Raw genomic sequence first — 21,264 nt, 5'->3', positions numbered from 1 at the left:
TGGGATTAAATTAAATTTTTTATTCATATGGTCTAATTGGAAGTTTTTTTTCTAGGAGGAAAGTTTTTATTTCTTTTAAAGTAAGTTTCTTATCATGAAGTAATGATGCTAAAAGTGCTGCTGATGCCCTGCCTTCTTTGAAAACATCAAAGATATCCTCTAGAGAGCCTGCCCCTCCAGATGCAATTACTGGGATATCAACAATGTTTGAAACAGATTCTGTCAAGTTCAAATCATATCCGTTCTGTGTTCCATCACCATCCATTGAAGTAAGCAATATTTCCCCCGCGCCTAATTCCTCAACTTTCTTTGCCCAACTTAGTACATCTATGCCAGTATTTTCTCGCCCTCCTTTTACATATACCTCCCACTTATCAACCTTGTTAACTTTTCTTCGAGCATCAATTGCTATAACGATGCATTGAGTACCAAATTCTCTAGAACTTTCAGAAATTAAATTGGGATTTCTTACGGCTGAAGAATTCAAACTCACTTTATCCGCTCCTGCTCTTAAAAGATCATTAATAGAAGAAACAGAATCTATGCCTCCACCTACTGTAAAAGGGATTTTCACTGATTTTGCTGTCCTAGAAACAAGTTCAACCAATGTATTCCTATTTTCCACACTTGCTCTAATATCTAAAAACACTAATTCATCTGCCCCTTCATCAGAATATCTACAAGCTAATTCAACAGGATCGCCTGAGTCTCTCAAGTTAATAAAATTTACACCTTTAACCACTCTGCCATGTGCGACATCTAAACAAGGAATTAAACGAAGAGCTACCATTTTAGTAAAAATTGTCCAAATGCTGTTAATCTTGCATAATAGCTTCCATTTTACCTCTTATGGCTGAAACAAAATTATTACCCAAAATCGGTAGTAAAATCAAAATTAACATTAACAAAGTAAAAGATAGACTACCAGCTAAATTAATAGATCAAATATCCTCGAATCCTAAAGCCGTAATAACAGGCTATAAAATGACAGACGGCAGAAGTATTGGTATCACCGCAAAATTTCAGAATGGTGAGCAAAATTGGTTTTTCCCAGAAGAAATTGAGAAAGGTTAAAGAGTAAAGTGAATGATCCAAAACAACTATTAGGAATTAAGGGTGCCTCTGAAACATCAAGTATATGGAAACTCCGTATACAGTTAATGAAACCAATAACGTGGATCCCTTTGATATGGGGAGTTATTTGTGGAGCAGCTGCAAGTGGGAATTTTGAATGGACATTTAGTAATGTTCTAGCTTCATTAGCATGTATGTTGATGAGTGGACCACTTCTGGCTGGTTATACCCAAACCATAAATGATTTTTTTGATAAAGAAATTGATGCAATTAATGAACCAAATAGACCCATTCCTTCTGGCAAAATTTCGATTAAAGATGTAAAAATACAAATCTGGGTATTACTTATAGCGGGTTTAATAGTTGCTTTTCTATTAGATTTATATGCTAAGCACAGCTTCCCCTCCGTCTTACTTTTGGCATTAGGAGGTTCCTTTGTTAGTTATATATATTCTGCTCCACCACTCAAATTAAAACAGAATGGTTGGCTTGGAAATTATGCATTAGGAGCATCTTATATAGCTTTACCTTGGTGGGCAGGACAAGCCTTGTTTGGGAAATTAACTATCGTAACGGCGATACTAACACTTGCTTATAGCCTCTCAGGACTTGGGATTGCAGTTATTAATGATTTCAAAAGTGTTGAAGGAGACTCAAAGCTAGGCTTAAATTCTCTACCAGTAGTATTTGGAATTAAAAATGCAAGTAGAATAAGTGCAGGACTGATTGACATTTTTCAATTAGCAATGGTTGTGGTATTAGTCATTATTGGTCAACATTTAGCCTCTGTAATTTTAGTTTTATTGGTAATTCCACAAATTACATTTCAAGATATGTGGTTACTAAGAGATCCTCTAAAGTTTGATGTCAAATATCAAGCAAGTGCCCAACCATTTCTTATAACTGGAATGTTAGTTACAGCTTTAGCGATAGGACATAGTTTTTTAGTTGCTTAAGGTGCAAAAGATTAAATTCAAATCTTTTGTTTTAATAATTCCAATATTAATTTTTTCTGGAATATCTTTTTATTTTTTTAGTCTAATATTTAGTACGTTAAAATTTGACGTATCTAAAAATAAAAAGTTTCGGGAAACCAAATATTCTTATGTAATATCATCTTCTGATAATAAGATACTAAGCAAATTAAGCCGCAAATTTGAAATAGATAATGGTTATCATGAAATTCCATTTTTTCTTCAACATTCTTTTATATCTTCTGAGGATAAAAGATTTTATAAACATAGTGGAATAGATTTAAAAAGTATTTCTCGTGCCCTTATTCAAAATATTAGAAGTGGTTATGTTAAAGAGGGAGGAAGTACGATTACACAACAAGTTGCCAGATTACTTTTTCTAAATAATGATTTAAGTTTTCAAAGAAAAATCAAAGAAATATTTATATCACTCATACTTGAATTTAGATATAACAAAAATCAAATTTTAAAATTATATTTAAATAATATTTATCTAGGATCAGGAGCATACGGTGTAGACGAGGCTGCCCAAGTTTATTTTGGAAAATTTATAGAAGAATTGACATTATCAGAGATCGCATTAATTACAGGATTAGCTCCAGCTCCATCAATTTATTCTCCTTATCAAAATTTAGAACTAGCTATTAAAAATAGAAATAAAGTTCTTGAATCAATGTATGTTGATGGATATATTTCTCTTGCAAATAAGAATAAGGCTATTAAAGAAAAAATAAAATTAAATTATCAAAAAGCTGATAATTTTTTAGATGATAAATTACTAATAAACTTTATTCTTCAGGAAACAGATAAAAAAATTGGAAGTAAAAATGATTATAAGTTTTTAAGAATTAAATCTTCTATCAACAAAGATTGGCAAGAAAAAGGTCAAAAAATATCAAGATATGCAGGGCCTAAAGAACTTGAATTTGGACTATTGTCTATCGAATCAAACACAGGACTAATCAGGACAATGATAACCAGCAAAAATCCATCAATTAATGAATACAATAGAGTGATTTCATCTGTAAGACCTTTAGGTTCTACTTTTAAAATAATTCCTTATGCTGCTGCATTAATAGAAGGCATAAAATTAAGTGATAAATTTGAAGACTTACCAATATGCTGGGAAAGTTATTGCCCAAAAAATTTTTCAGAAGACTATAGAGGTTCAATATCTTTGATTGAATCATTTAAAAGTTCATCAAATATCGTTCCAATATCAATAACAAAAAAAATCGGCTTAAAAAATATTATTAATTTAGCGAATTCATTTGGACTAGGATATGAGCAAGAGTTTGAGGAATTCCCATCATTAGCTATTGGCTCCTACGGAGATAATCTTTTAAACATCACAAATGCATATTCTGCAATAAACAATAATGGGCAGATTCAAAGCCCTGAAATCATAGAAAAAATAGAATCATTTAAAAAACAACCTATTTGGGAAAACAAATCTATTTCCAAGAAAATATTAAATTTAAATGTAAATCAGAAAATAAATAAACTTCTTGAAAAATCTGTAAAAGAAGGCACTTCAAAAGCAGCCTCCATAAAAGGAAAGAAAATTTATGGAAAAACAGGGACATCTGATGGGAATAAAGATCTCTGGTTTATTGGTTCCATTGATAACCTTACGACAGGGATCTGGATAGGTTACGACGACAACAAAGAATCTGAATTATCTAGTGGAAATGCAGCTTATTTATGGAAAAAGTTTATATCTGAAATTTTTAAAATTCCAACTAAAAAATAAATTATATTTTTAAGATTTATAAGAAATTATTGCAGAATAAAATCCATCACCTGGATAATTTAAGCTAGGTAAAATTGTCTTTTGGCTAACCAATTTTAAAACTTTGTTTTTTTCAATAAATCTCTCAATTAATAGATTATTTTCATCGGGACAAATAGTACAAGTTGAATAAACTAAAGTGCCATCTTTTTTCAAAAGAGGAAAAATACTCTCCAAAAGTTTTTCCTGTAATAAAGTTAAAGATTTTATTTTTTCTTTACTTAAAGACCATCTAGAATCTGGATTCCTTGAAAGAGTTCCAATGCCTGAACATGGAGCATCTAATAAGATCTTATCAAAATAAGATATAAAATTTGGATTTAATTCAATCAAACTCGTAGCATCAGCCTTGAGAGTATTAACAGATTTCAAATTTAACCTTTCTAAATTTGATTGCAGTAATTTCAATCTTTTTGCTGATCTATCTACGGCAATGATTTCAGCATTATCATTTGTTAATTCTGCTAGGTGGGTAGACTTACTTCCTGGAGCTGCACAAGCATCTAAAATTTTTTCACCTTCTTTTGGATTTAAGAGAGGTGCTATCCACTGAGAAGATCTATCTTGAATTGTCCAAAGTCCATCACTATATCCAGGTAAATTTTTTATAGATCTTGGATTAGATTTTAAAGTAATTCCATTATGTAATTCTTTAATAATTTCAGCATCAATTTTATTTTCATGAAGTACTTTCAAAAAGTTATCTAAATTAGTTTTTAATTGGTTAATTCTCAAATCAATTGATGGTTTTTTATTAAATGCCTTAATGATATTTTCACCCTCTCTATTGCCGACCCATTTATAAAGATCCTTCACAAGCCATAATGGAAATGATTCAAGATATGAAATTCGTTCTTTTCTATCAGAAGATAATTCCGGAAAAATTTTTTGTTCTAATTTTCTTGATGCATTTCTCAATATCGCATTCACAGTTCCCGCTAAACCATTTAAATCTGTTTTTTTAGCTACTTCTACAGTGGTAGAAATAGCAGCAGGAAATGGAATTTTATCCATTTTCAATAGTTGATATAAACCTATATGTAGAAGCCATCTTAACTTTGGAGGTTGCTTTTTATGAGTAATTTTTGATGTATGATCCGTCCAAAGATCAAGAAATTTTCTATACCTTATGCATCCAAAAGATAATTCCGTAATAAAAGCTATATCAAGAGGGTTAAATTGATAATTTTTTAAAACCTTTTCAAGAGCATGATCAGAAAAATCACCAGAACTAACTTTTAATAAAATTTCCCAAGCTGCCTTTCTTTGTAAATAACCTATGCTCACAATATAATTTATTTTTACAGATAACTTTAATATACAAAAAATTCAAAAATTTAAACTACTTTTTCAAGTGTAGTATTCAACCAAATAAAACCTAAGATAGAAATAAGTGACAGATTAAATCCTAAAAAAAGAAAGATATTTAAAGAATGGATTCTTTCCCGAAAAAATATTTTTTTTTCTTCTTGATACTTCATTAGTAAAATAAAAACTTAATCAGGATTTCAAATGGCAACCAATATTTATAGATCCTGCATCAAGCATTCTGCCTAATTTAATTGCTATGGATTCTTCCAACCTTGTAAAATTAGATTGTTGGTTAGTTATCCAATCTAATTCAGAAAAAGTGATAATACCTGTCGAATTACTTTTTAAAAAAAGTGTTCCAATTTCCATTAGATAAACCTAATTTTTCCTAACCTAACATCCGTACTTAATATTTCTTCATAACATAATATTCTTTTAATTTTTCAAAGACAACTGTAGTTTATTACTATTAATTTATTGAATATCTCTTAAAAATTTATCGGCCGTTTTTAAGTGATTATTTAATTTTTCCTCTGTCATTTTATCGAGATTTCTCGTTAACATTGCTAAACGATATTGCTTTCTAAAAAATCTTTCATTATCTTTAATAAATTTCCAAAATAAGCCATCCCATATTTCACACCATGGGCCACTTTTAAAATCAGACATTTTTTTTACATAATTAGAGCTTGATATATATGGCTTTGTTGAAAAGATCCCTCCATCACTAAACTGACTCATTCCGTAAACATTTGGGACCATAACCCAATCATAGGAATCAATAAACATTTCCATAAACCATTTATAAACTTGGTTGGGGTGAATTCTACATAAAAGCATAAAGTTGCCAACAATCATTAGCCGCTCAATATGATGACAATAACCAAATTTAATAATATTTTTTATAACAACGTCTACTGGTTCGATTCCTGTATTCCCTTGATAAAAAGATTTTGGAATTGGCTTATCTTCAAAATTCCAAAAATTACTATTTCGCATTTTTGTTCCATACTTCTTATAGACAAGGCAAATAAATTCTCTCCATCCAATAATTTGACGAATAAAACCCTCTAAAGAGTTGATTGGAACATTATTATTTTTGGCATAAAGTAATGCTTTATTTACTACTTCATTTGGCGTTAGTAAGCCACTATTTAAAAGAGGAGAAAGTAAACTATGCCATAAAAAAGAATTTTTTTTAGAAATAGCATCTTCATAATCTCCAAACAAGAAAAATCTATGTTTAAAAAAATCATTTAACCATTCATCTGCTTCATCAAAGTTAGTTGGATATAAAAAGTTATTACTTTCTCCAATAAACTCAATATCAAAATTGGCTAATGACCTTTCTGCATTAACTACAAATTTGTTTTTTTGTAATTTAGGTGTATCAGGTATGCTTATTTTTTTGGGTAATTTTTTTCTATTCATCTCATCGAAACTCCACTTCCCCCCTTGAGGTTTATCATCATGATTAACTAAAATCTTTTGGCTCTTTCTTTGGTTCTCATAAAATCTCCCCATAAGAGGTTTTTTTGTATTTGATGCAAATAAATCTTTTAAATCTTCACTGCTCATAAACATAGGAGAGGGTATTACATCTAAAGCTAAATTATTACTTTCAACAAAATTATTAATCCTCTTCATTATTAAAAAATCATGAGGGTCAATGAGATTTATTTTCTGATATTTATCTTTAATATATTCCGATAAGTAGTCGACTGTAGAAACATTATTCTTGTTTTCGATATATAAAACTTTAAAGCCAGATATTTCTAAATAATTTTTATAAGCGAGCATAGATGCTCTATGAAAAACTAACTTGTTTTTATGGTTAATTAATTTATTAAATTTATCATTTCCAAAAAATAATGAGTCTTCCAAAATCAAAATGTCACAATTTATTTTTAAGATTGGGCTTTCTCTAAAAAGTTGATTCGGGAAAATAATTGATACTTGTTTCATCTTTGCGACTTCCTATTACTGCATCTTTTTGAACAGTAGATAACTTCATCCCAACAGTTTTTCCATTTTTTACGCCACTCGAAGGGCCTATTGCAAACAGGACAAGTTTTAGTAGAAAGATTTTTCAAAATTTATAATTTTCTTTTGTGAGTAGATTTAAATCTAGTTGAATCTTTAAGCGCCATATGTTTTGTATTTCTTCCCGAAACTCTCTTTCTCCACACTTTGAAGGATTTAGGTTTAAGATTTCGACGCATAATTTTTATCGCATCTTCCTCTTTTAAACCAAATTGATACTCGATAGCTTCAAAGGGTGTTCTATCTTCCCAACACATTTCTATTATTCTGTCTATATCGATACTTTCCATATTTATTGTTCACATTGTGAGGTACAAAGTTTTTCAATATCTGATCTACCTGTAATTTGAAGTCTATATTTTGCCCAATATCTGTAAACCAGTCTCAATAATGGAGATAAAAGCTTAATCCTCAAGGGATAATAAACCCAACCTAAACCAACTAATTCATAAGAATATGCAAGTACATCTAGTCCCCTAATAATTTCACCATTTTCCATAATCCCATGCAGGTTGGACATAGCTTCTGAATATGAGATGTCACTAAAAAGACTTTGATCATAATCCTTACTATTAATATCTATAAATGCAATTTGATTTAAGATATCTCTTTTTTTTAGAAAATTTGTTTCTCGCAAACACAGTGGACAACCACCATCGAATAAAAAGGTTAATTTATTTTTCATATTTTTATTCAAATATAGAAATTAAATAACTTTTTTGTGGAATAAAAAATTTTTTTAAATTACAAGCTTTATAAAGCCTTAATAATTGCCAGTTCTAATTTAGTGAAATTATATTATCTTATTTATTAATAAGCCATTGATTAAGGGATACATCAATGGTTTAAAACTATTTATTATCAGTCATCTAGAAGATGAACTCCTTCTCCTACGTCGGGAGTAAATTTACAATATTTTTCAAAAATAAGTCCAACACCTCTCATTTTTTCTCCTAATTCATCGTTAAATTTATTCCACTCTTCCGATTCACGATCAGGTAAATCCCAACCTTGTTTTTCTACCATACTTGTTATTACTGTATAGTCCCATTCTATGTATGCCATTGAGTTAATTCAAACTACCAAAATATTATAAACCAAGAGATTTAATAGGTAATCAATATTTTTTGAATATAATTTAAAGGTGTGAAAATATTATAAATGTCAATTTTGCCAAGAAGATTTGAACGAATCAAAAGTGTTTTAGATTGCAGAATGAAAAACTTGACTGTTTTAGTTGAGGATGTCAATAAACCACATAATTTATCTGCGATATTAAGGACATGTGATGCAGCAGGGGTTTTCGAAGCAAATTTTATTAGCAAAACGAATGCCGTTAAGACTTTTAATAGTACTGCTCAAGGAAGTCAAAAATGGGTAAAACTAAATAATCATGAAAACACTATCACGGCAATATCTGATTTAAAGAATAAGGGTTTTAAATTATATGGAACGACTCTTAATAGTGAATCGGTAGATTATAGAAATTTTGATTATTCTCAAAATACATGTTTTGTTTTAGGTGCAGAAAAATGGGGACTAAGTAATGAACTTATATCAATGGTTGATCAATCAATTTTTATACCTATGAGAGGTATGGTTCAATCTCTGAATGTTTCAGTTGCTGCTTCCATATTATTATTTGAAGCTATTCGCCAAAGAAAAAATAAAGGTATATTGCCCGCTAATGGAGAAGGGTTAAATATAGATGAATATCAAAAAACACTTTTTGAATGGTGTTACCCAGAATTAGCTGCGGTGTATAAAAAATCAGCTAAAGAATATCCAAAGTTGAATGATCAAGGAGAACTTAATCCTATTACAGATAACTAAATTTATTCAGAGTTTTGACTATCAAAAATTTCTTCAAGATCCTCTCCTATAAAAGAAAGACCTAAAACTAAAAAAAACATTGCCAAACCTGGGAACAAAGCCGTCCACCATATGCCTGTAGGTAAAGCGGCAAGAGCAAGATTTAAATCACTTCCCCACTCTGGGACATCTGCAGGAACACCAAGGCCTAAAAATCCTAAACTTCCTAATACCAAGACAGCATCCGCAGCATTTAGGGTAAGCAAAATAGGCAAGGGTGTTATTACATTTGGAAGAATATATTTAAAAATAATTGTTTTAACATCAGCTCCTGAAACTTGAGCTGCTTCCACATAAGTTTCGGATTTAACCAATATTGTCTGATTTCTGATTAATCTAAAATATTGAGGAGAGTAAACGATACACAATGCCAAAGCCGCGTTAAGGATACCCTTACCCAATACAAAAGCCACAACAACTGAAAGCAAAATTACAGGTATTGAAAAAATAGTATCCATTATTAGTGATAAGCATTTATCAAAAAAACCACCAAAATATCCACTCAATAATCCCAAAGGCAAACCCAAACTTAATGAAAAAAGAATAGCTAAGAATACAACTTCTATTGCTAATGATGATCCTTGCAAAGTTCTTAAGCAAACATCTCTTCCTAATCTATCTGTGCCACAAAAATGATTAAGAGAAGGAGGGGCAAAGATATCATTGCTTAACATTGAAAATGAATAGCCAAAAAAATTATTGGCCTCCAAAAATTTCATTATTAAAACAACAAGAAGATAAAAAAGTACAATTAAAAATCCAGCTTTTCTGATATTTGCCCCGACACGATTAAATGAGTTAATATCCAAAATCTTTTTTAAAGATATAAATGAAATATACCCAATTCTTTTAAAAATAAATAGCTATAAATTTTAAATTAAAAGAAATTACTGGTTTAATTTCAAGACTGCCATAAAAGCTTCTTGAGGGACCTCAACTTTACCCATTGCCTTCATCCTCTTTTTACCTTTGGCTTGTTTCTTTAAGAGTTTCTTTTTCCTAGAAATATCCCCTCCATAACATTTAGATAAAACATCTTTTCGCAATGCACTTATGCTTTCACTTGCAATAATCCTGCTACCGATTGATGCTTGAATAGGTATTTTAAATTGTTGTTTTGGAATAAGTTCTTTTAATTTCTCAACTAAACTTCTGCCAATTCCATAAGCCTTATCTTTATGAACAATAGAAGTTAATGGATCTGCTCTTTCTGAATTTATTAGAACATCTAATCTAACAAGGTCATTTTTTCTATAGCCAATCAAATGATATTCCATTGATGCATAACCTTGGGTTCTACTTTTCATTTGATCAAAGAAATCTGTTACAACTTCTGCTAATGGAATTTCATAAATCAAGGTAACTCGATCTGTTGTTATGTATTTCATGTCTATAAATACTCCCCTTCTTTCCTGACATAAACCCATTAATGTTCCATTAAATTCATTGGGAGCATAAATTTCCATTTTCACATAAGGCTCTTCTATTGATTCTCTAAGTTGTGGATCAGGAATTGTAGAAGGATTATCAATAAAGATATGTTCCTGCTGATTTAAATTAACTTTATAAATAACTGATGGTGCCGTTACGATTAGATCCAAGTCATATTCTCTTTCTAATCTTTCTTGAACAATCTCCATATGAAGAAGTCCTAGGAATCCGCACCTAAATCCGAAGCCCATTGCGCTACTGGTTTCGGGCTCATATTTTAAAGCTGCATCAGATAATTGTAATTTTTCTAGTGAAACTCTTAAATCTGGGAATTGATCAGCATCAGTCGGGAATAAACCACAAAAAACCATAGGATTTGCTGTCTTATATCCAGGCAAAGGATCATTGGCAGGTGAATTTAAAAGAGTAATCGTATCTCCCACTCTCGCATCAGCAACTGATTTTATAGAAGCAGCTAAATAACCAACTTCTCCTGCATGTAATTCATCAACTTGCTGCTGATCAGGCGCCATTATTCCTATCTCATCTAGTTCATAATTTTTCTTACTTGCCATTAATAATATTTTTTCTCTCTTATTTAGAGACCCAGATATCACCCTGAAATAAACAATAACTCCCCTGTACGGATCATAATAAGAATCAAAAATCAGTGCCTTTGTAGGTAGTTTAATTTCATCTTGAGGAGGGGGTACTCTTCTTACGATTGCTTCCAAAATATCTTTAATACCAACTCCAGTTTTTGCTGAACAATTTATTGCATTAGATGTATCAAGTCCAATAATTTCCTCTATTTCTTGTTTTATTTTTTCAGCATCAGCCCCTGGTAAATCAACTTTATTTAAAACAGGAATTATTTCAAGATTATTTTCTAAGGCAAGATAAACGTTAGCTAAGGTTTGAGCTTCTACTCCTTGGCTTGCATCAACAACAAGTAAGGCGCCTTCACAAGCTTGAAGAGATCTACTAACCTCATAAGAGAAATCAACATGCCCTGGAGTATCTATTAAGTTCAAAACATATTCTTGGGAATCGTCAGCTTTATATTTCATCCTAGCGGCCTGTAACTTGATAGTAATTCCTCTCTCTCTTTCAAGATCCATACTGTCCAAAAATTGTTCTTGCATATCCCTCTGCTGCACAGTACCAGTATCTTGAAGTAACCTATCTGCAAGGGTAGATTTACCATGGTCAATATGAGCGATTATGCAGAAATTTCTAATTTTTGAAACCGATATATCAGTCATATAGAAAGAAAAATTCTCCTCTTATTACATCTTGATTAATATTAGCTAATTAGAATTATGGATGGAAACCAAAAATGGAATTATTTCTTTTTTTAATTTCTTTTATGAAGGTACTGTAATTTTCAGAGACTGATAGTTCTGGATGAATTAAGTCATTTATTTTTTTCTGAAGATTATGCTTATCGTTTAAAAATAAAACAGATTTTTCTAGAACCTCAACCATAATTGAAACCGCAGTACTTGCTCCTGGAGAGGCTCCCAACAAAGCAGATAATGATCCATCAGATGAATTTACAATCTCAGTTCCAAATTTCAAAGAACCACCACCTTCAGTTTTTTTAATTATTTGGACTCTTTGACCAGCATTCTTTAAATACCAATCAGAAGGATTAGCTGATGGCATCATATTCTTTAAATTCTCAACTCTTGAGTTATGGTTCTTTAATGATTGTGATATTAGGTAATTAATTAAATCGTTGTTCTTGAAACCAACGTCTAACATAGAAAAAATATTATTCTTTTTAATTGAACTAAATAAGTCAAAGTATGAACTTTGTTTTAGAAATTTCGTAGTAAATCCAGCAAAAGGTCCATATAAAAGAAGTTTTTTATTATCAATCCATCTGGTGTCTAAATGAGGCACAGACATTGGGGGCGATCCAATATCAGCTTTACCATAAACTTTTGAGTTATGTTTTTCTGTTAGATCTTTTTTCTCGCAAATAAGCCATTTCCCACTAACAGGAAATCCACCATAACTTTTTGCTTCTGGAATTTTTGATTTTTGTAAATAGTTAATTGTTTTTCCACCAGCACCAAGAAAAACGTAGCCAGTTCTAATTGAAGTTTTTCTACCTTCAGAACTTATTTCTAGTTCCCATTGTTTTTTATCAATTTTCTCTAAATCTACTAATTCTGTTTTGTATCTAATTTCAACATTTTTGTTTAAGGAAACTAATGACAAATACTCTTTAGTTAAAGCCTCAAAATTAATATCAGTTCCTCTACCTATTCTGGTAGCAGCAATTTGAGTAGATGGATTTCTATCTTTTGTTATTAGAGGAGCCCATGATGAAATTTCATCAAAAGATGTAGAAAATTCCATATCGATAAATTCAGGATTTTCGGTCATTTTCTTAAATCTTTTTTTTAAAAAAGAAATATTATCCTGACCAGAAACAAAGCTAATATGAGGAATAAATTTTAGAAACTTCTCAATATCAATTTTCCCTGTTTCATACAATGAGGCCCATAAAGACATGGATTTTTCAAAAGAACGATTTATTGAGAGCGCTTTATCTATTTTTAGATTTCCTTTTTCATCTAAAGGGGTATAGTTTAATTCGCAATTAGCGGCATGTCCTGTACCTGCATTATTAAAAGCGCCAGTACTTTCACTTCCTGGAGCATTTAATTTTTCTATAATAAGAAATTTTATATCTGGTAAAACTTCTGAAATTAGGAGGGCTAAAGTACTACTCATTATCCCTGCTCCTACTAAGACTGCATCAAAGTAACTATTGTAATTAGTGGGATTTTTAGATGAAGTCACAACAGAAATTTATCTTTTTTGCAATTAATCAGATTTCTTTCTAGGCTTATTATAAAGTTAATCCAAAATTATGAGTACTGAAACACTCTCTCTGACAAACGACAATGTGGAAAAAGTCCTTGACGAGCTAAGACCTTTTTTAATTTCTGATGGAGGTAATGTAGAGATTGCAGAAATAGATGGTCCAATTGTCAAAGTCAGACTTCAAGGAGCATGTGGTAGTTGCCCAAGTAGCACTATGACTCTCAAAATGGGTATTGAAAGAAAGTTAAAAGAAATGATTCCTGAAATAAGCGAAGTTGTCCAAGTTTTATAAAAATTTTTAACTGAAATATATATTATTTAGTTTTTAATTCCTTCAACAAAGATGATTCCATATCAAGGCAATCAATTGGAAGTCCTTGACCAATAGCGATTAAAAGGGGTGCAAGAATTCCTAAAGTAAAAACTAAATTTGATTGGCTTACATCATATTTACTCAAAGTAAAAGTTATCAAATAAATAATTGAAAAATAAGCATGTAGTGAAAAAAATTCTTTTGGCTTTAACACTGGCCACCTTAAAGTATTTCCCAAGAAATATAAAAAACCTGTCATAAATTAATAGTTACATGAAGATTAAACCAAATATAAACATAAACCTTTTTAGAGACTATTTATAAAAAAATTTACCTAAGATAATAATTAAAAAAACATTAAATCTTCGTTTCTATTTGTAAAAGCTAGACATGCAGTCAAAAATACGCTTATAATTATTTGGTAGCAATAGCTACTTTTTCGTTCACCCTCATTTGAGGGCGCAGTTCGAGTCATACCATGGAACGGGGGATGGCCGTGTTGTCACATCGAAACATGACTACTTTAACTTACAGAGGTAAAAACTACGTTCAAAACAAAGAAGCTGCTAAAAAGCAACTTGTTGAACTTACCTACAGAAGAAACGTATACACCAACAGAATGGATGACGCTTCTTCAAGTAATGAAAAAGCAGAATTAAATTACAGAGGTGTTAATTACACTAAATAATTTAATTAAACAAATTAAAAGCTCCTTTTTCAGGGGCTTTTTTTTTGGCTATATTTATCTAGAGTCCTTTAAAAAATATGTCTGAAAGTTGCTGTAATACAAACACATCGAATAAAGCACCTAATCAATTCGATCATAAAGATGCGATTCAAGAAAGATATGGCTCAGCGGCACAAGAAAAAGAAAGTTGTCTTTGTACACCAGTTGGGTTTGATCCCGTTTTACTAGAAGCGATTCCTCAAGAGGTTATAGAAAGAGACTATGGGTGTGGTGATCCAACAAAATATGTTCAAAAAAATGATATAGTCTTAGATCTTGGAAGTGGTAGCGGCAAAAATGCTTTCATTTGTGCCCAAATTGTTGGGAAAGAAGGGAAAGTTATTGGAGTTGATCAGAATCCTGACATGCTTTCTTTATCAAGATCAGCATCTAAAGAAGTTACAAAAAATATAGGTTTCAACAATACAGAATTTCTAGAAGGTTCAATTGAAAAACTTGATGAATTAGATAAAGATTTAAATCCATTAATCGCAGATAAATCAGTTGATATTATTTTAAGTAATTGCGTTTTAAACTTGGTAAGTCCAGTATCTAGAAATAACCTTCTTAATAACATAAAACGAGTTTTAAACGATAATGGAAGAATTGCAATTAGCGATATCGTCTCTAACAAAAAAATTCCTTTAAGATTGCAAAATGATCATGATTTATGGACAGGCTGTATTAGTGGAGCATGGTATGAGCCAGAGTTTATAAGTGATTTTAAAGAAGTAGGATTTAAAAATTTAAAATTTGTAGAAAGGAGTGCTGAACCTTGGAAAGTAATTGAGGATATTGAATTTAGAACAGTAACTTTAGTGGGCAATATTTAAAAAAATTCAAGAGTTGAAAATATAAATTTCCATGAGAAATAATCTAAGAGATCAAATACCCGCATTAAAAAATAAGTATTATTTCAACTATGGCGGTCAAGGACCATTACCAAAATCTTCTCTAGAAGCAATAGTTAAAACTTGGGAAATTATCCAAGATTTAGGACCATTTACCAATGATATGTGGCCTTTTATTTACAAAGAAATATTGACAACAAAAAGAATCATTGCGCAAAAATTAGGTGTCAATTCAAAGAATGTAGCTTTTACCGAAAATATCTCTTCCGGTATGATTTTGCCCTTTTGGGGAATAAAAGTAAAAGAGGGAGAAGAGTTGTTAATAAGTGACTGTGAACATCCTGGAGTAGTGGCTGCAAGTCGAGAATTTTGCAGAAGAAATAAATTAATATTCAAAATTTTGCCAATCCAAAAAATTAAAAATCTAAACGACGAAAATATAATTTTAGAGATTTTGAAAAATCTAAATAGTAAGACTAAGATCCTAATTATTTCTCATATCTTATGGAACTTTGGATATAAAATTCCTTTAAAACAAATTTCTATCGAATTAAAAAATAATCGAGAAAACTCTTATTTACTTGTTGATGGTGCTCAAACCTTTGGGCACATAAATATTGAAAAAGAAGTTTTTTATGCTGATTTATATTCAATAACTTCTCACAAATGGGCATGTGGACCAGAAGGACTTGGAGCCATTTATGTCTCAGATAGATTTATTCTTGAAACAGATCCAACAATAATTGGTTGGAAATCTTTAAAAAAAGAACAAGGCATTTATGAGCCTTCAGATAATCTTTTTCATGATGATGCAAGAAAATTTGAAATAGCTACCTCTTGTATTCCTTTACTTGCTGGGCTTCGGAATTCTTTAGATCTTTTGGATAAAGACTGCCATGAAAAAGAAAAAAACAAAACTATCAAAAAATTAAGTGGAAAACTTTGGGATGAATTAAATCAATCAAAGGGTGTTGAATTAGTTTTAGAAAAAAAATATTTAAACGGGATTGTTAGTTTTAATATCGAAAATATTAAAGATAAGGATAAATATGTAAAGAAACTTGGAGAAAAGAAAATTTGGATTAGAGTTTTAGAAGATCCAAAATGGTTTAGAGCATGCATACATCAAATGACTACAGAAGCTGAGATTGATTTACTTGCTAGAGAAATAAAAAAAATATTGACTTAAAGATCTATTGATATAAAAAAATTTAGTCTACCAAGGTATCTCCGAGTTGTCCCATGCAATAAATTTTCCTGTAGATTCTGGTGATTGATTTTTAATAATATTGATCAAGAATTGGGAGGATTTTTCTTTACTAAATAATTTATGTTCTGGAACAAATCTATGAAAAGGTCTAGATAAATCAGTATCTACTGTTCCTGGATGAAGCAATGTGATAGCAGCCTTTGGGAAACGTCTAGCCCATTCAATACTTAAAGATTTAAAAAACTGATTTTGCGCAGATTTTGCAGCTCTATATGAATACCAACCTCCTGTTTGATTATCTCCAATACTACCAACTCTTGCACTTATACTTGCAAAATTAAAATCAAAATCTTTTGGTATAAATTCTTCAATCGCTTTAGCTAATAAAATAGGAGAAAAGGCATTAATTGAAAAACTTTCCATCATATTTTTTTTATCAAGATGTTGTAATCTTTTTTCTGGTTGAAGAGAATCACTATGAAGTCTACCTGTAGCATTAACAACTAGCCTTAATTTTGAAGGATGATTTAATATTTTATTTTTCAACTGCAAAAGGGATTGAGAATCCTCTATATCTAATTCCCAAAAAGGATTAAATTCACTTTTTCTTCCACACAAAACAACATCTAAATCTTTTTCACTTTCATTCAGATCTTTAGCTAGTTGTGTTCCAATTCCACCTGCGCCTACAACTAAGGCTAAGCCTTTCATTTTATTAAAAATAACTCCATTGATTCTAAGAAACTTTTCTTGTGATTTGCGTAAAAATCTTTCTTATTTGATTAGGAAATTTTATTGAGATTTATTTTTTTCTTTTAATAATTTATAAGCTATTTTTCTATCATCAAAATTAATAACTTTATCATTGAGAATTTGGTAGTCTTCATGTCCTTTTCCTGCAATTAAAACAATATCTTTTTTATTGGCAAATTTAATAGATTCATTTATTGCTTTAAATCTATCAATTTCAATTGTTATTTTTTCTCTTTTTTTTATACCCATCAAAATATCATTTACTATCTTTTGGGGTTCTTCTGATCTTGGATTATCTGAAGTTATAAAAAGTTGATCAGACAACTCTTCAGCTATTGATCCCATCAAAGGCCTTTTACTACGATCACGATCTCCGCCACAGCCAAAAACAGTTATTAGTTTCCCTTCACAAAGTTTTTTAATTGATTGCAAAACTTTTTTTAATCCATCAGGAGTGTGGGCATAATCAACAATTACTGTTGGAAGAGATCTTGAAACGTCATTATCATCAATTTGTATTTTCTCCATTCTCCCAGGAGCACCAGGGAAAGATTGTATTAACTTTGATAAATCTTTTAAAGAAAAATTCAGTTTATACAAAATTGTTATTGCTTGAATCGCATTCATTAAATTAAATTCACCAACAAGTGGAACAAAAAGTTGAATTTTTTCCCTAGGTGTATGGAAAATACAAGTGGAACCACTTTCAGTAAATTTTTTATCTGTTACGAAAAAAAAATCATCATTTTCAAATTCACTTTCAGTAATCTTTGTAGAGACTAATAAAGATCTTTTTTTAAGATCAGATGATAATTTAGATATCCAATGGTCATCATGATTTAATACACAAATCCCATCTTTTTCTTTTAAGTAAGGTGGGAAAAATAATTTTTTTTTTGTTTGAAAATATGATTCCATATCTGGGTGATAATCAAGATGATCTTGAGTTAAATTAGTAAAAATAGCCGCCTCAAATTCGCATCCTGATATCCTGTTTTGCGCAATAGAATGAGAACTTACCTCTAATATCGCGAATTCAGATTCTGCCTCAACAGCAGCATTTAATTTCTTTTGGAGTTTATCGGCGAAATCAGTTGTATGAAGAGCCACTTCTGAAAAGCCAGGCCATCTATTGAGCAAGGTCCCAAATAATGCAGTCTTTTTCCCTAATTTTTTTAAAAGATATTCCAATAAAAAAGTAATTGTGGTTTTTCCATTTGTACCAGTAACACCAATAAGTTTAAGTTTTCTTGAAGGCCTATTCCAAAACTCAGCGACTATTTGACCAAACAAATAATCTAAATTATCCTCTATAACCAAAATCCTTTCTAGATCAATAGATCCAATTTTCTCTTTTGCAGCAGACCCAATAATGGCAGCCTCTGCACCATTTTCAATTGCCTCAATACAATATTTTCCTCCATCAACATTTAAACCAGGCATACCTAAAAATAAAGTTCCTTTTTGTACTTCTTTAGAGTTAAAAGAAATATTATTGATTTCGTGATTGATTAAATCTAATGAAGGAATAATTCCTACCAAATCTAAAAGTTTATGTAATTTTATAGATCTCATATGAAAAATTATTTCTCCAGAATGGTACTAATATTTTTTTGAAACCAATTCTTTAATTGATCATCTTTTAATCTTGGAGAAATGCGAGGCAATTCTATAATCTCCTCGGACCTAATTCCTTCAACAGCAATAACAGGTACTTCATAATCATATTTTTTATATTTATCTTTATATAAATCGACCCTATCAATATCAATTTCTTTAAGCTCCTCCAGATTAGGGAATAACTCATTAAGATTTATTTTTGCCAGTTTATTTTTTAATGAATCACAAAGGCAACATCCCTGCCTAACAAAAATAAATATTTTCATTCATTTAGTCAGGCACAGGGTCACATCCACAGGGAGTTAAAGGATGACATCTGCTTAATCTTCTTAAAGTTAACCACCCTCCCTTCCAAGGACCATGTCTAGTAATTGCCTCATATCCATAAGAGCTGCAACTTGGAATAAATCTACATCTTGGTCCGAAAAAAGGAGAAAACCACTTTTGATAGAACGAAATCATAAAAAGAAGTATAGAAGTAATTGATTTATTAATAGTTTTGAACACTTTAATGATGTAAAATAATATCTCAGTAGTAATTAGTTTAATTGAATTTAATCAATTATCCAATTTATTGCAAATTTCTATTTAATTTAAAATTATGTCAAGATACCGCGGCCCCAGATTAAGGGTTACGCGTCGCTTGGGAGAACTACCAGGTCTCACCAGGAAAGCTTCAAAGAAGTCTAATCCTCCAGGTCAGCACGGCCAAGCCCGTCGCAAGCGATCAGAATATGCTATTCGTCTAGAAGAAAAGCAGAAACTTAGGTTTAATTATGGAGTTTCTGAAAAACAACTAGTACGTTATGTGAAAAAAGCTAGAGCTCAAGAAGGATCAACAGGTACTAACCTACTAAGACTTTTAGAAAATAGACTTGATAATGTTTGTTTTAGATTAGGTTTTGGAGGTACCATTCCAGGCTCAAGACAATTAGTAAATCATGGCCATGTAACCGTTAATGGAAAGGTTCTTGATATTGCAGGTTATCAATGCAAATCAGGCGATGTAATCGGAATTAAAGAAAACAAAGCAAGCAAAAAACTTGTTGAAGGTAATATAGAATTCCCTGGCTTAGCAAATGTCCCTCCTCATCTTGATTTAGACAAGCCTAAATTAACGGGAAAAATAAATGGGAAATGCGATAGAGAGTGGGTTGCTCTTGAAATAAACGAACTACTAGTTGTTGAATATTATTCAAGAAAAGTTTAATACTACTTTTCTTTGGATTATTAAATCTCTCATTTTTTAAAAGAGAGATTTAATTTAATTCTTATTTTTAAAAATAATGGGAAATAAGGAAGATAATATAAAAAAGCCAGGTTTTAAGACCTTATCTATTCACCATGGGAAAACATTTGCAGAAGAAACTGGATGCGTTATGCCTCCTATTTTTTCTACATCTACTTTCAAACATGGAAATAAAGATAATTTCGACTACACCAGATCAGGCAATCCAAACTTTAGAATTCTAGAAAACATCCTTAAATCAATAGAAGATTCTAAATACTGTACAGTTTTCGGATCTGGAATTAGCGCGGTAACTGCAATTTCATCAACACTAAAATCAGGTGACAAGATACTCTGCGAGTCAAATCTCTATGGTTGTACAGTGAGGATGTTCGAAAAAGTTTTCAAGAAATTTGGACTAGAAGTTTTATACACAGATTTTACAAATGAAAATAATATCAAAAAGATTTCAAACTTCGAGCCAGCCTTGATATGGCTCGAAAGTCCAACTAATCCACTTTTGAAGGTACTTGATATTAAGGCGATTTGTAATGAAGCGAATAAACTCGAAATACCAGTAGTTGTAGACAACACATTTTCTACAGCGCTTATTCAAAAACCATTGGACCTTGGTGCAACACTATCGGTTGTAAGCACCACAAAATTCATTAATGGACATAGTGACGCACTTGGCGGAGCAGTACTGACAAATAATGAGGAATGGAATAGTAAGATGCTTTTCTCTCAAAAAGCTCTCGGACTTCAACCATCTCCCTTTGATAGTTGGCTCATTACGAGAGGAGTAAAAACTCTTCCTTTAAGAATCGAACATCAAACTAAAAGTGCAGATTTTATTTCTGAACAATTAGGGAATCATAAAATAATTAGTAAAGTAATTTACCCTTTTAATCAAGAACATCCGCAATTTAATTTAGCAAAATCGCAAATGAAATCTGGAGGTTCAATGATCACCCTAAAATTAAATTTAAATAAAGAGGATACTTTTAAATTTTGCAAATCTCTCAAATATTTCTCTCTAGCAGAAAGCCTTGGAGGAGTTGAAAGTTTAATTTGCCACCCTGCAACGATGACTCATGCTTCTGTTGATGACAAAACAAAAAATCTGCTAGGGATAGATGATGCTCTTGTCAGATTATCAATTGGATGTGAAGATACAAACGATTTAATCTCGGACATTTTATTTGCTTTAAATAAATTCTGAAA

26 protein-coding genes are annotated in these 21,264 nt (G+C 30.9%); 10 read left to right on the top strand and 16 right to left on the bottom strand.

What is annotated here, in order from left to right:
* Positions 1-19: 19 nt before the first annotated feature.
* Positions 20-790 (bottom strand): imidazole glycerol phosphate synthase subunit HisF, encoded by a 771-nt coding sequence (gene hisF, locus HA152_RS02365; RefSeq protein WP_209133134.1) that lies wholly within the window; start codon positions 788-790, stop codon positions 20-22.
* A gap of 59 nt (positions 791-849) precedes the next feature.
* Here hisF and petP point away from each other — a divergent pair, with 59 nt between their 5' ends.
* The 3 genes from petP to HA152_RS02350 are packed head-to-tail and all read left to right on the top strand — an operon-like array spanning position 850 to position 3,801.
* On the top strand, positions 850-1,074 hold the full coding sequence (gene petP / locus HA152_RS02360) for a cytochrome b6f subunit PetP (protein ID WP_011375988.1): 225 nt from the start codon (positions 850-852) through the stop codon (positions 1,072-1,074).
* An 8-nt stretch (positions 1,075-1,082) separates the two neighbouring features.
* A complete protein-coding gene (gene chlG, locus HA152_RS02355; RefSeq protein WP_011817939.1) occupies positions 1,083-2,030 on the top strand; it encodes a chlorophyll synthase ChlG in 948 nt (315 codons plus the stop codon).
* 1 nt (position 2,031) lies between these two features.
* Complete coding sequence (locus tag HA152_RS02350) at positions 2,032-3,801, top strand: transglycosylase domain-containing protein (RefSeq protein ID WP_209133132.1); 1,770 nt, start codon at positions 2,032-2,034, stop codon at positions 3,799-3,801.
* A 9-nt stretch (positions 3,802-3,810) separates the two neighbouring features.
* Here the strand turns inward: HA152_RS02350 and HA152_RS02345 are convergent, their stop codons facing one another.
* From HA152_RS02345 to HA152_RS02315, 7 genes are all read right to left on the bottom strand, one after another.
* Positions 3,811-5,127: a 16S rRNA (cytosine(967)-C(5))-methyltransferase gene (locus tag HA152_RS02345; protein WP_209133130.1), complete on the bottom strand. Its 1,317-nt coding sequence runs from the start codon at positions 5,125-5,127 to the stop codon at positions 3,811-3,813.
* A 213-nt stretch (positions 5,128-5,340) separates the two neighbouring features.
* Positions 5,341-5,520, bottom strand: coding sequence for a hypothetical protein (locus HA152_RS02340; protein ID WP_209133128.1), 180 nt, complete (start codon positions 5,518-5,520; stop codon positions 5,341-5,343).
* Between the two features lie 105 nt (positions 5,521-5,625).
* Positions 5,626-7,116 (bottom strand): cryptochrome/photolyase family protein, encoded by a 1,491-nt coding sequence (locus HA152_RS02335; protein WP_209133126.1) that lies wholly within the window; start codon positions 7,114-7,116, stop codon positions 5,626-5,628.
* Positions 7,113-7,244 (bottom strand): DUF2256 domain-containing protein, encoded by a 132-nt coding sequence (locus HA152_RS02330; protein WP_071813220.1) that lies wholly within the window; start codon positions 7,242-7,244, stop codon positions 7,113-7,115. The genes HA152_RS02335 and HA152_RS02330 overlap by 4 nt, the downstream gene beginning before the upstream one ends.
* Before the next feature lie 3 nt (positions 7,245-7,247).
* The gene (locus HA152_RS02325) at positions 7,248-7,484 is read right to left on the bottom strand and encodes a TIGR03643 family protein (RefSeq protein WP_011817932.1); all 237 of its coding nucleotides are present in this window, start codon (positions 7,482-7,484) and stop codon (positions 7,248-7,250) included.
* Between the two features lie 2 nt (positions 7,485-7,486).
* On the bottom strand, positions 7,487-7,879 hold the full coding sequence (locus HA152_RS02320) for a thiol-disulfide oxidoreductase DCC family protein (protein ID WP_209133124.1): 393 nt from the start codon (positions 7,877-7,879) through the stop codon (positions 7,487-7,489).
* 176 nt (positions 7,880-8,055) lie between these two features.
* The gene (locus HA152_RS02315) at positions 8,056-8,259 is read right to left on the bottom strand and encodes a hypothetical protein (RefSeq protein ID WP_011817930.1); all 204 of its coding nucleotides are present in this window, start codon (positions 8,257-8,259) and stop codon (positions 8,056-8,058) included.
* A 96-nt stretch (positions 8,260-8,355) separates the two neighbouring features.
* On the opposite strand from HA152_RS02315, the gene trmH reads away from it, so the two are divergent.
* Complete coding sequence (gene trmH / locus HA152_RS02310) at positions 8,356-9,027, top strand: tRNA (guanosine(18)-2'-O)-methyltransferase TrmH (protein WP_209133122.1); 672 nt, start codon at positions 8,356-8,358, stop codon at positions 9,025-9,027.
* A 2-nt stretch (positions 9,028-9,029) separates the two neighbouring features.
* On the opposite strand, the gene HA152_RS02305 is transcribed toward trmH, so the two are convergent.
* From HA152_RS02305 to HA152_RS02295, 3 genes are all read right to left on the bottom strand, one after another.
* Positions 9,030-9,785, bottom strand: coding sequence for an ABC transporter permease (locus tag HA152_RS02305; RefSeq protein ID WP_036924212.1), 756 nt, complete (start codon positions 9,783-9,785; stop codon positions 9,030-9,032).
* Between the two features lie 168 nt (positions 9,786-9,953).
* Positions 9,954-11,762, bottom strand: a complete 1,809-nt coding sequence (gene lepA, locus HA152_RS02300) for a translation elongation factor 4 (RefSeq protein ID WP_011817927.1) — start codon at positions 11,760-11,762, stop codon at positions 9,954-9,956.
* A gap of 55 nt (positions 11,763-11,817) precedes the next feature.
* Positions 11,818-13,314, bottom strand: a complete 1,497-nt coding sequence (locus HA152_RS02295; protein ID WP_209133120.1) for a malate:quinone oxidoreductase — start codon at positions 13,312-13,314, stop codon at positions 11,818-11,820.
* A gap of 70 nt (positions 13,315-13,384) precedes the next feature.
* Here HA152_RS02295 and HA152_RS02290 point away from each other — a divergent pair, with 70 nt between their 5' ends.
* Positions 13,385-13,630, top strand: coding sequence for a NifU family protein (locus HA152_RS02290; RefSeq protein WP_209133118.1), 246 nt, complete (start codon positions 13,385-13,387; stop codon positions 13,628-13,630).
* 22 nt (positions 13,631-13,652) lie between these two features.
* Here HA152_RS02290 and HA152_RS02285 read toward each other — a convergent pair whose 3' ends face one another.
* The gene (locus HA152_RS02285; RefSeq protein WP_011375974.1) at positions 13,653-13,910 is read right to left on the bottom strand and encodes a hypothetical protein; all 258 of its coding nucleotides are present in this window, start codon (positions 13,908-13,910) and stop codon (positions 13,653-13,655) included.
* A gap of 255 nt (positions 13,911-14,165) precedes the next feature.
* On the opposite strand from HA152_RS02285, the gene HA152_RS02280 reads away from it, so the two are divergent.
* The 3 genes from HA152_RS02280 to HA152_RS02270 all read left to right on the top strand — a co-directional run bounded on the left by HA152_RS02280 (position 14,166) and on the right by HA152_RS02270 (position 16,418).
* On the top strand, positions 14,166-14,339 hold the full coding sequence (locus HA152_RS02280) for a DUF4278 domain-containing protein (RefSeq protein WP_071813219.1): 174 nt from the start codon (positions 14,166-14,168) through the stop codon (positions 14,337-14,339).
* Between the two features lie 77 nt (positions 14,340-14,416).
* Entirely contained in the window at positions 14,417-15,211 is a 795-nt protein-coding gene (locus tag HA152_RS02275) for a methyltransferase domain-containing protein (protein ID WP_209133116.1), read from the top strand.
* Between the two features lie 31 nt (positions 15,212-15,242).
* Entirely contained in the window at positions 15,243-16,418 is a 1,176-nt protein-coding gene (locus tag HA152_RS02270; protein ID WP_209133109.1) for an aminotransferase class V-fold PLP-dependent enzyme, read from the top strand.
* Between the two features lie 27 nt (positions 16,419-16,445).
* Here the strand turns inward: HA152_RS02270 and HA152_RS02265 are convergent, their stop codons facing one another.
* The 4 genes from HA152_RS02265 to yidD all read right to left on the bottom strand — a co-directional run bounded on the left by HA152_RS02265 (position 16,446) and on the right by yidD (position 19,319).
* Positions 16,446-17,150, bottom strand: a complete 705-nt coding sequence (locus tag HA152_RS02265; protein WP_209133107.1) for an SDR family NAD(P)-dependent oxidoreductase — start codon at positions 17,148-17,150, stop codon at positions 16,446-16,448.
* An 81-nt stretch (positions 17,151-17,231) separates the two neighbouring features.
* Positions 17,232-18,767, bottom strand: a complete 1,536-nt coding sequence (locus HA152_RS02260; protein ID WP_209133105.1) for a UDP-N-acetylmuramoyl-L-alanyl-D-glutamate--2,6-diaminopimelate ligase — start codon at positions 18,765-18,767, stop codon at positions 17,232-17,234.
* Between the two features lie 8 nt (positions 18,768-18,775).
* Positions 18,776-19,078, bottom strand: coding sequence for a glutaredoxin family protein (locus tag HA152_RS02255; RefSeq protein WP_025955258.1), 303 nt, complete (start codon positions 19,076-19,078; stop codon positions 18,776-18,778).
* A 4-nt stretch (positions 19,079-19,082) separates the two neighbouring features.
* Positions 19,083-19,319: a membrane protein insertion efficiency factor YidD gene (gene yidD, locus HA152_RS02250; protein ID WP_025928090.1), complete on the bottom strand. Its 237-nt coding sequence runs from the start codon at positions 19,317-19,319 to the stop codon at positions 19,083-19,085.
* A 94-nt stretch (positions 19,320-19,413) separates the two neighbouring features.
* Here yidD and rpsD point away from each other — a divergent pair, with 94 nt between their 5' ends.
* The gene (gene rpsD / locus HA152_RS02245) at positions 19,414-20,022 is read left to right on the top strand and encodes a 30S ribosomal protein S4 (RefSeq protein ID WP_011817920.1); all 609 of its coding nucleotides are present in this window, start codon (positions 19,414-19,416) and stop codon (positions 20,020-20,022) included.
* Positions 20,023-20,098: 76 nt separating this feature from the next.
* Positions 20,099-21,262 (top strand): trans-sulfuration enzyme family protein, encoded by a 1,164-nt coding sequence (locus HA152_RS02240; protein WP_209133103.1) that lies wholly within the window; start codon positions 20,099-20,101, stop codon positions 21,260-21,262.
* Positions 21,263-21,264 lie beyond the last annotated feature (2 nt).

This window comes from Prochlorococcus marinus XMU1412 (assembly GCF_017696315.1).
GTDB classification, from domain to species: Bacteria; Cyanobacteriota; Cyanobacteriia; order PCC-6307; family Cyanobiaceae; genus Prochlorococcus_A; species Prochlorococcus_A marinus_AF.
This window is presented reverse-complemented; position numbering and strand designations above follow the sequence as displayed.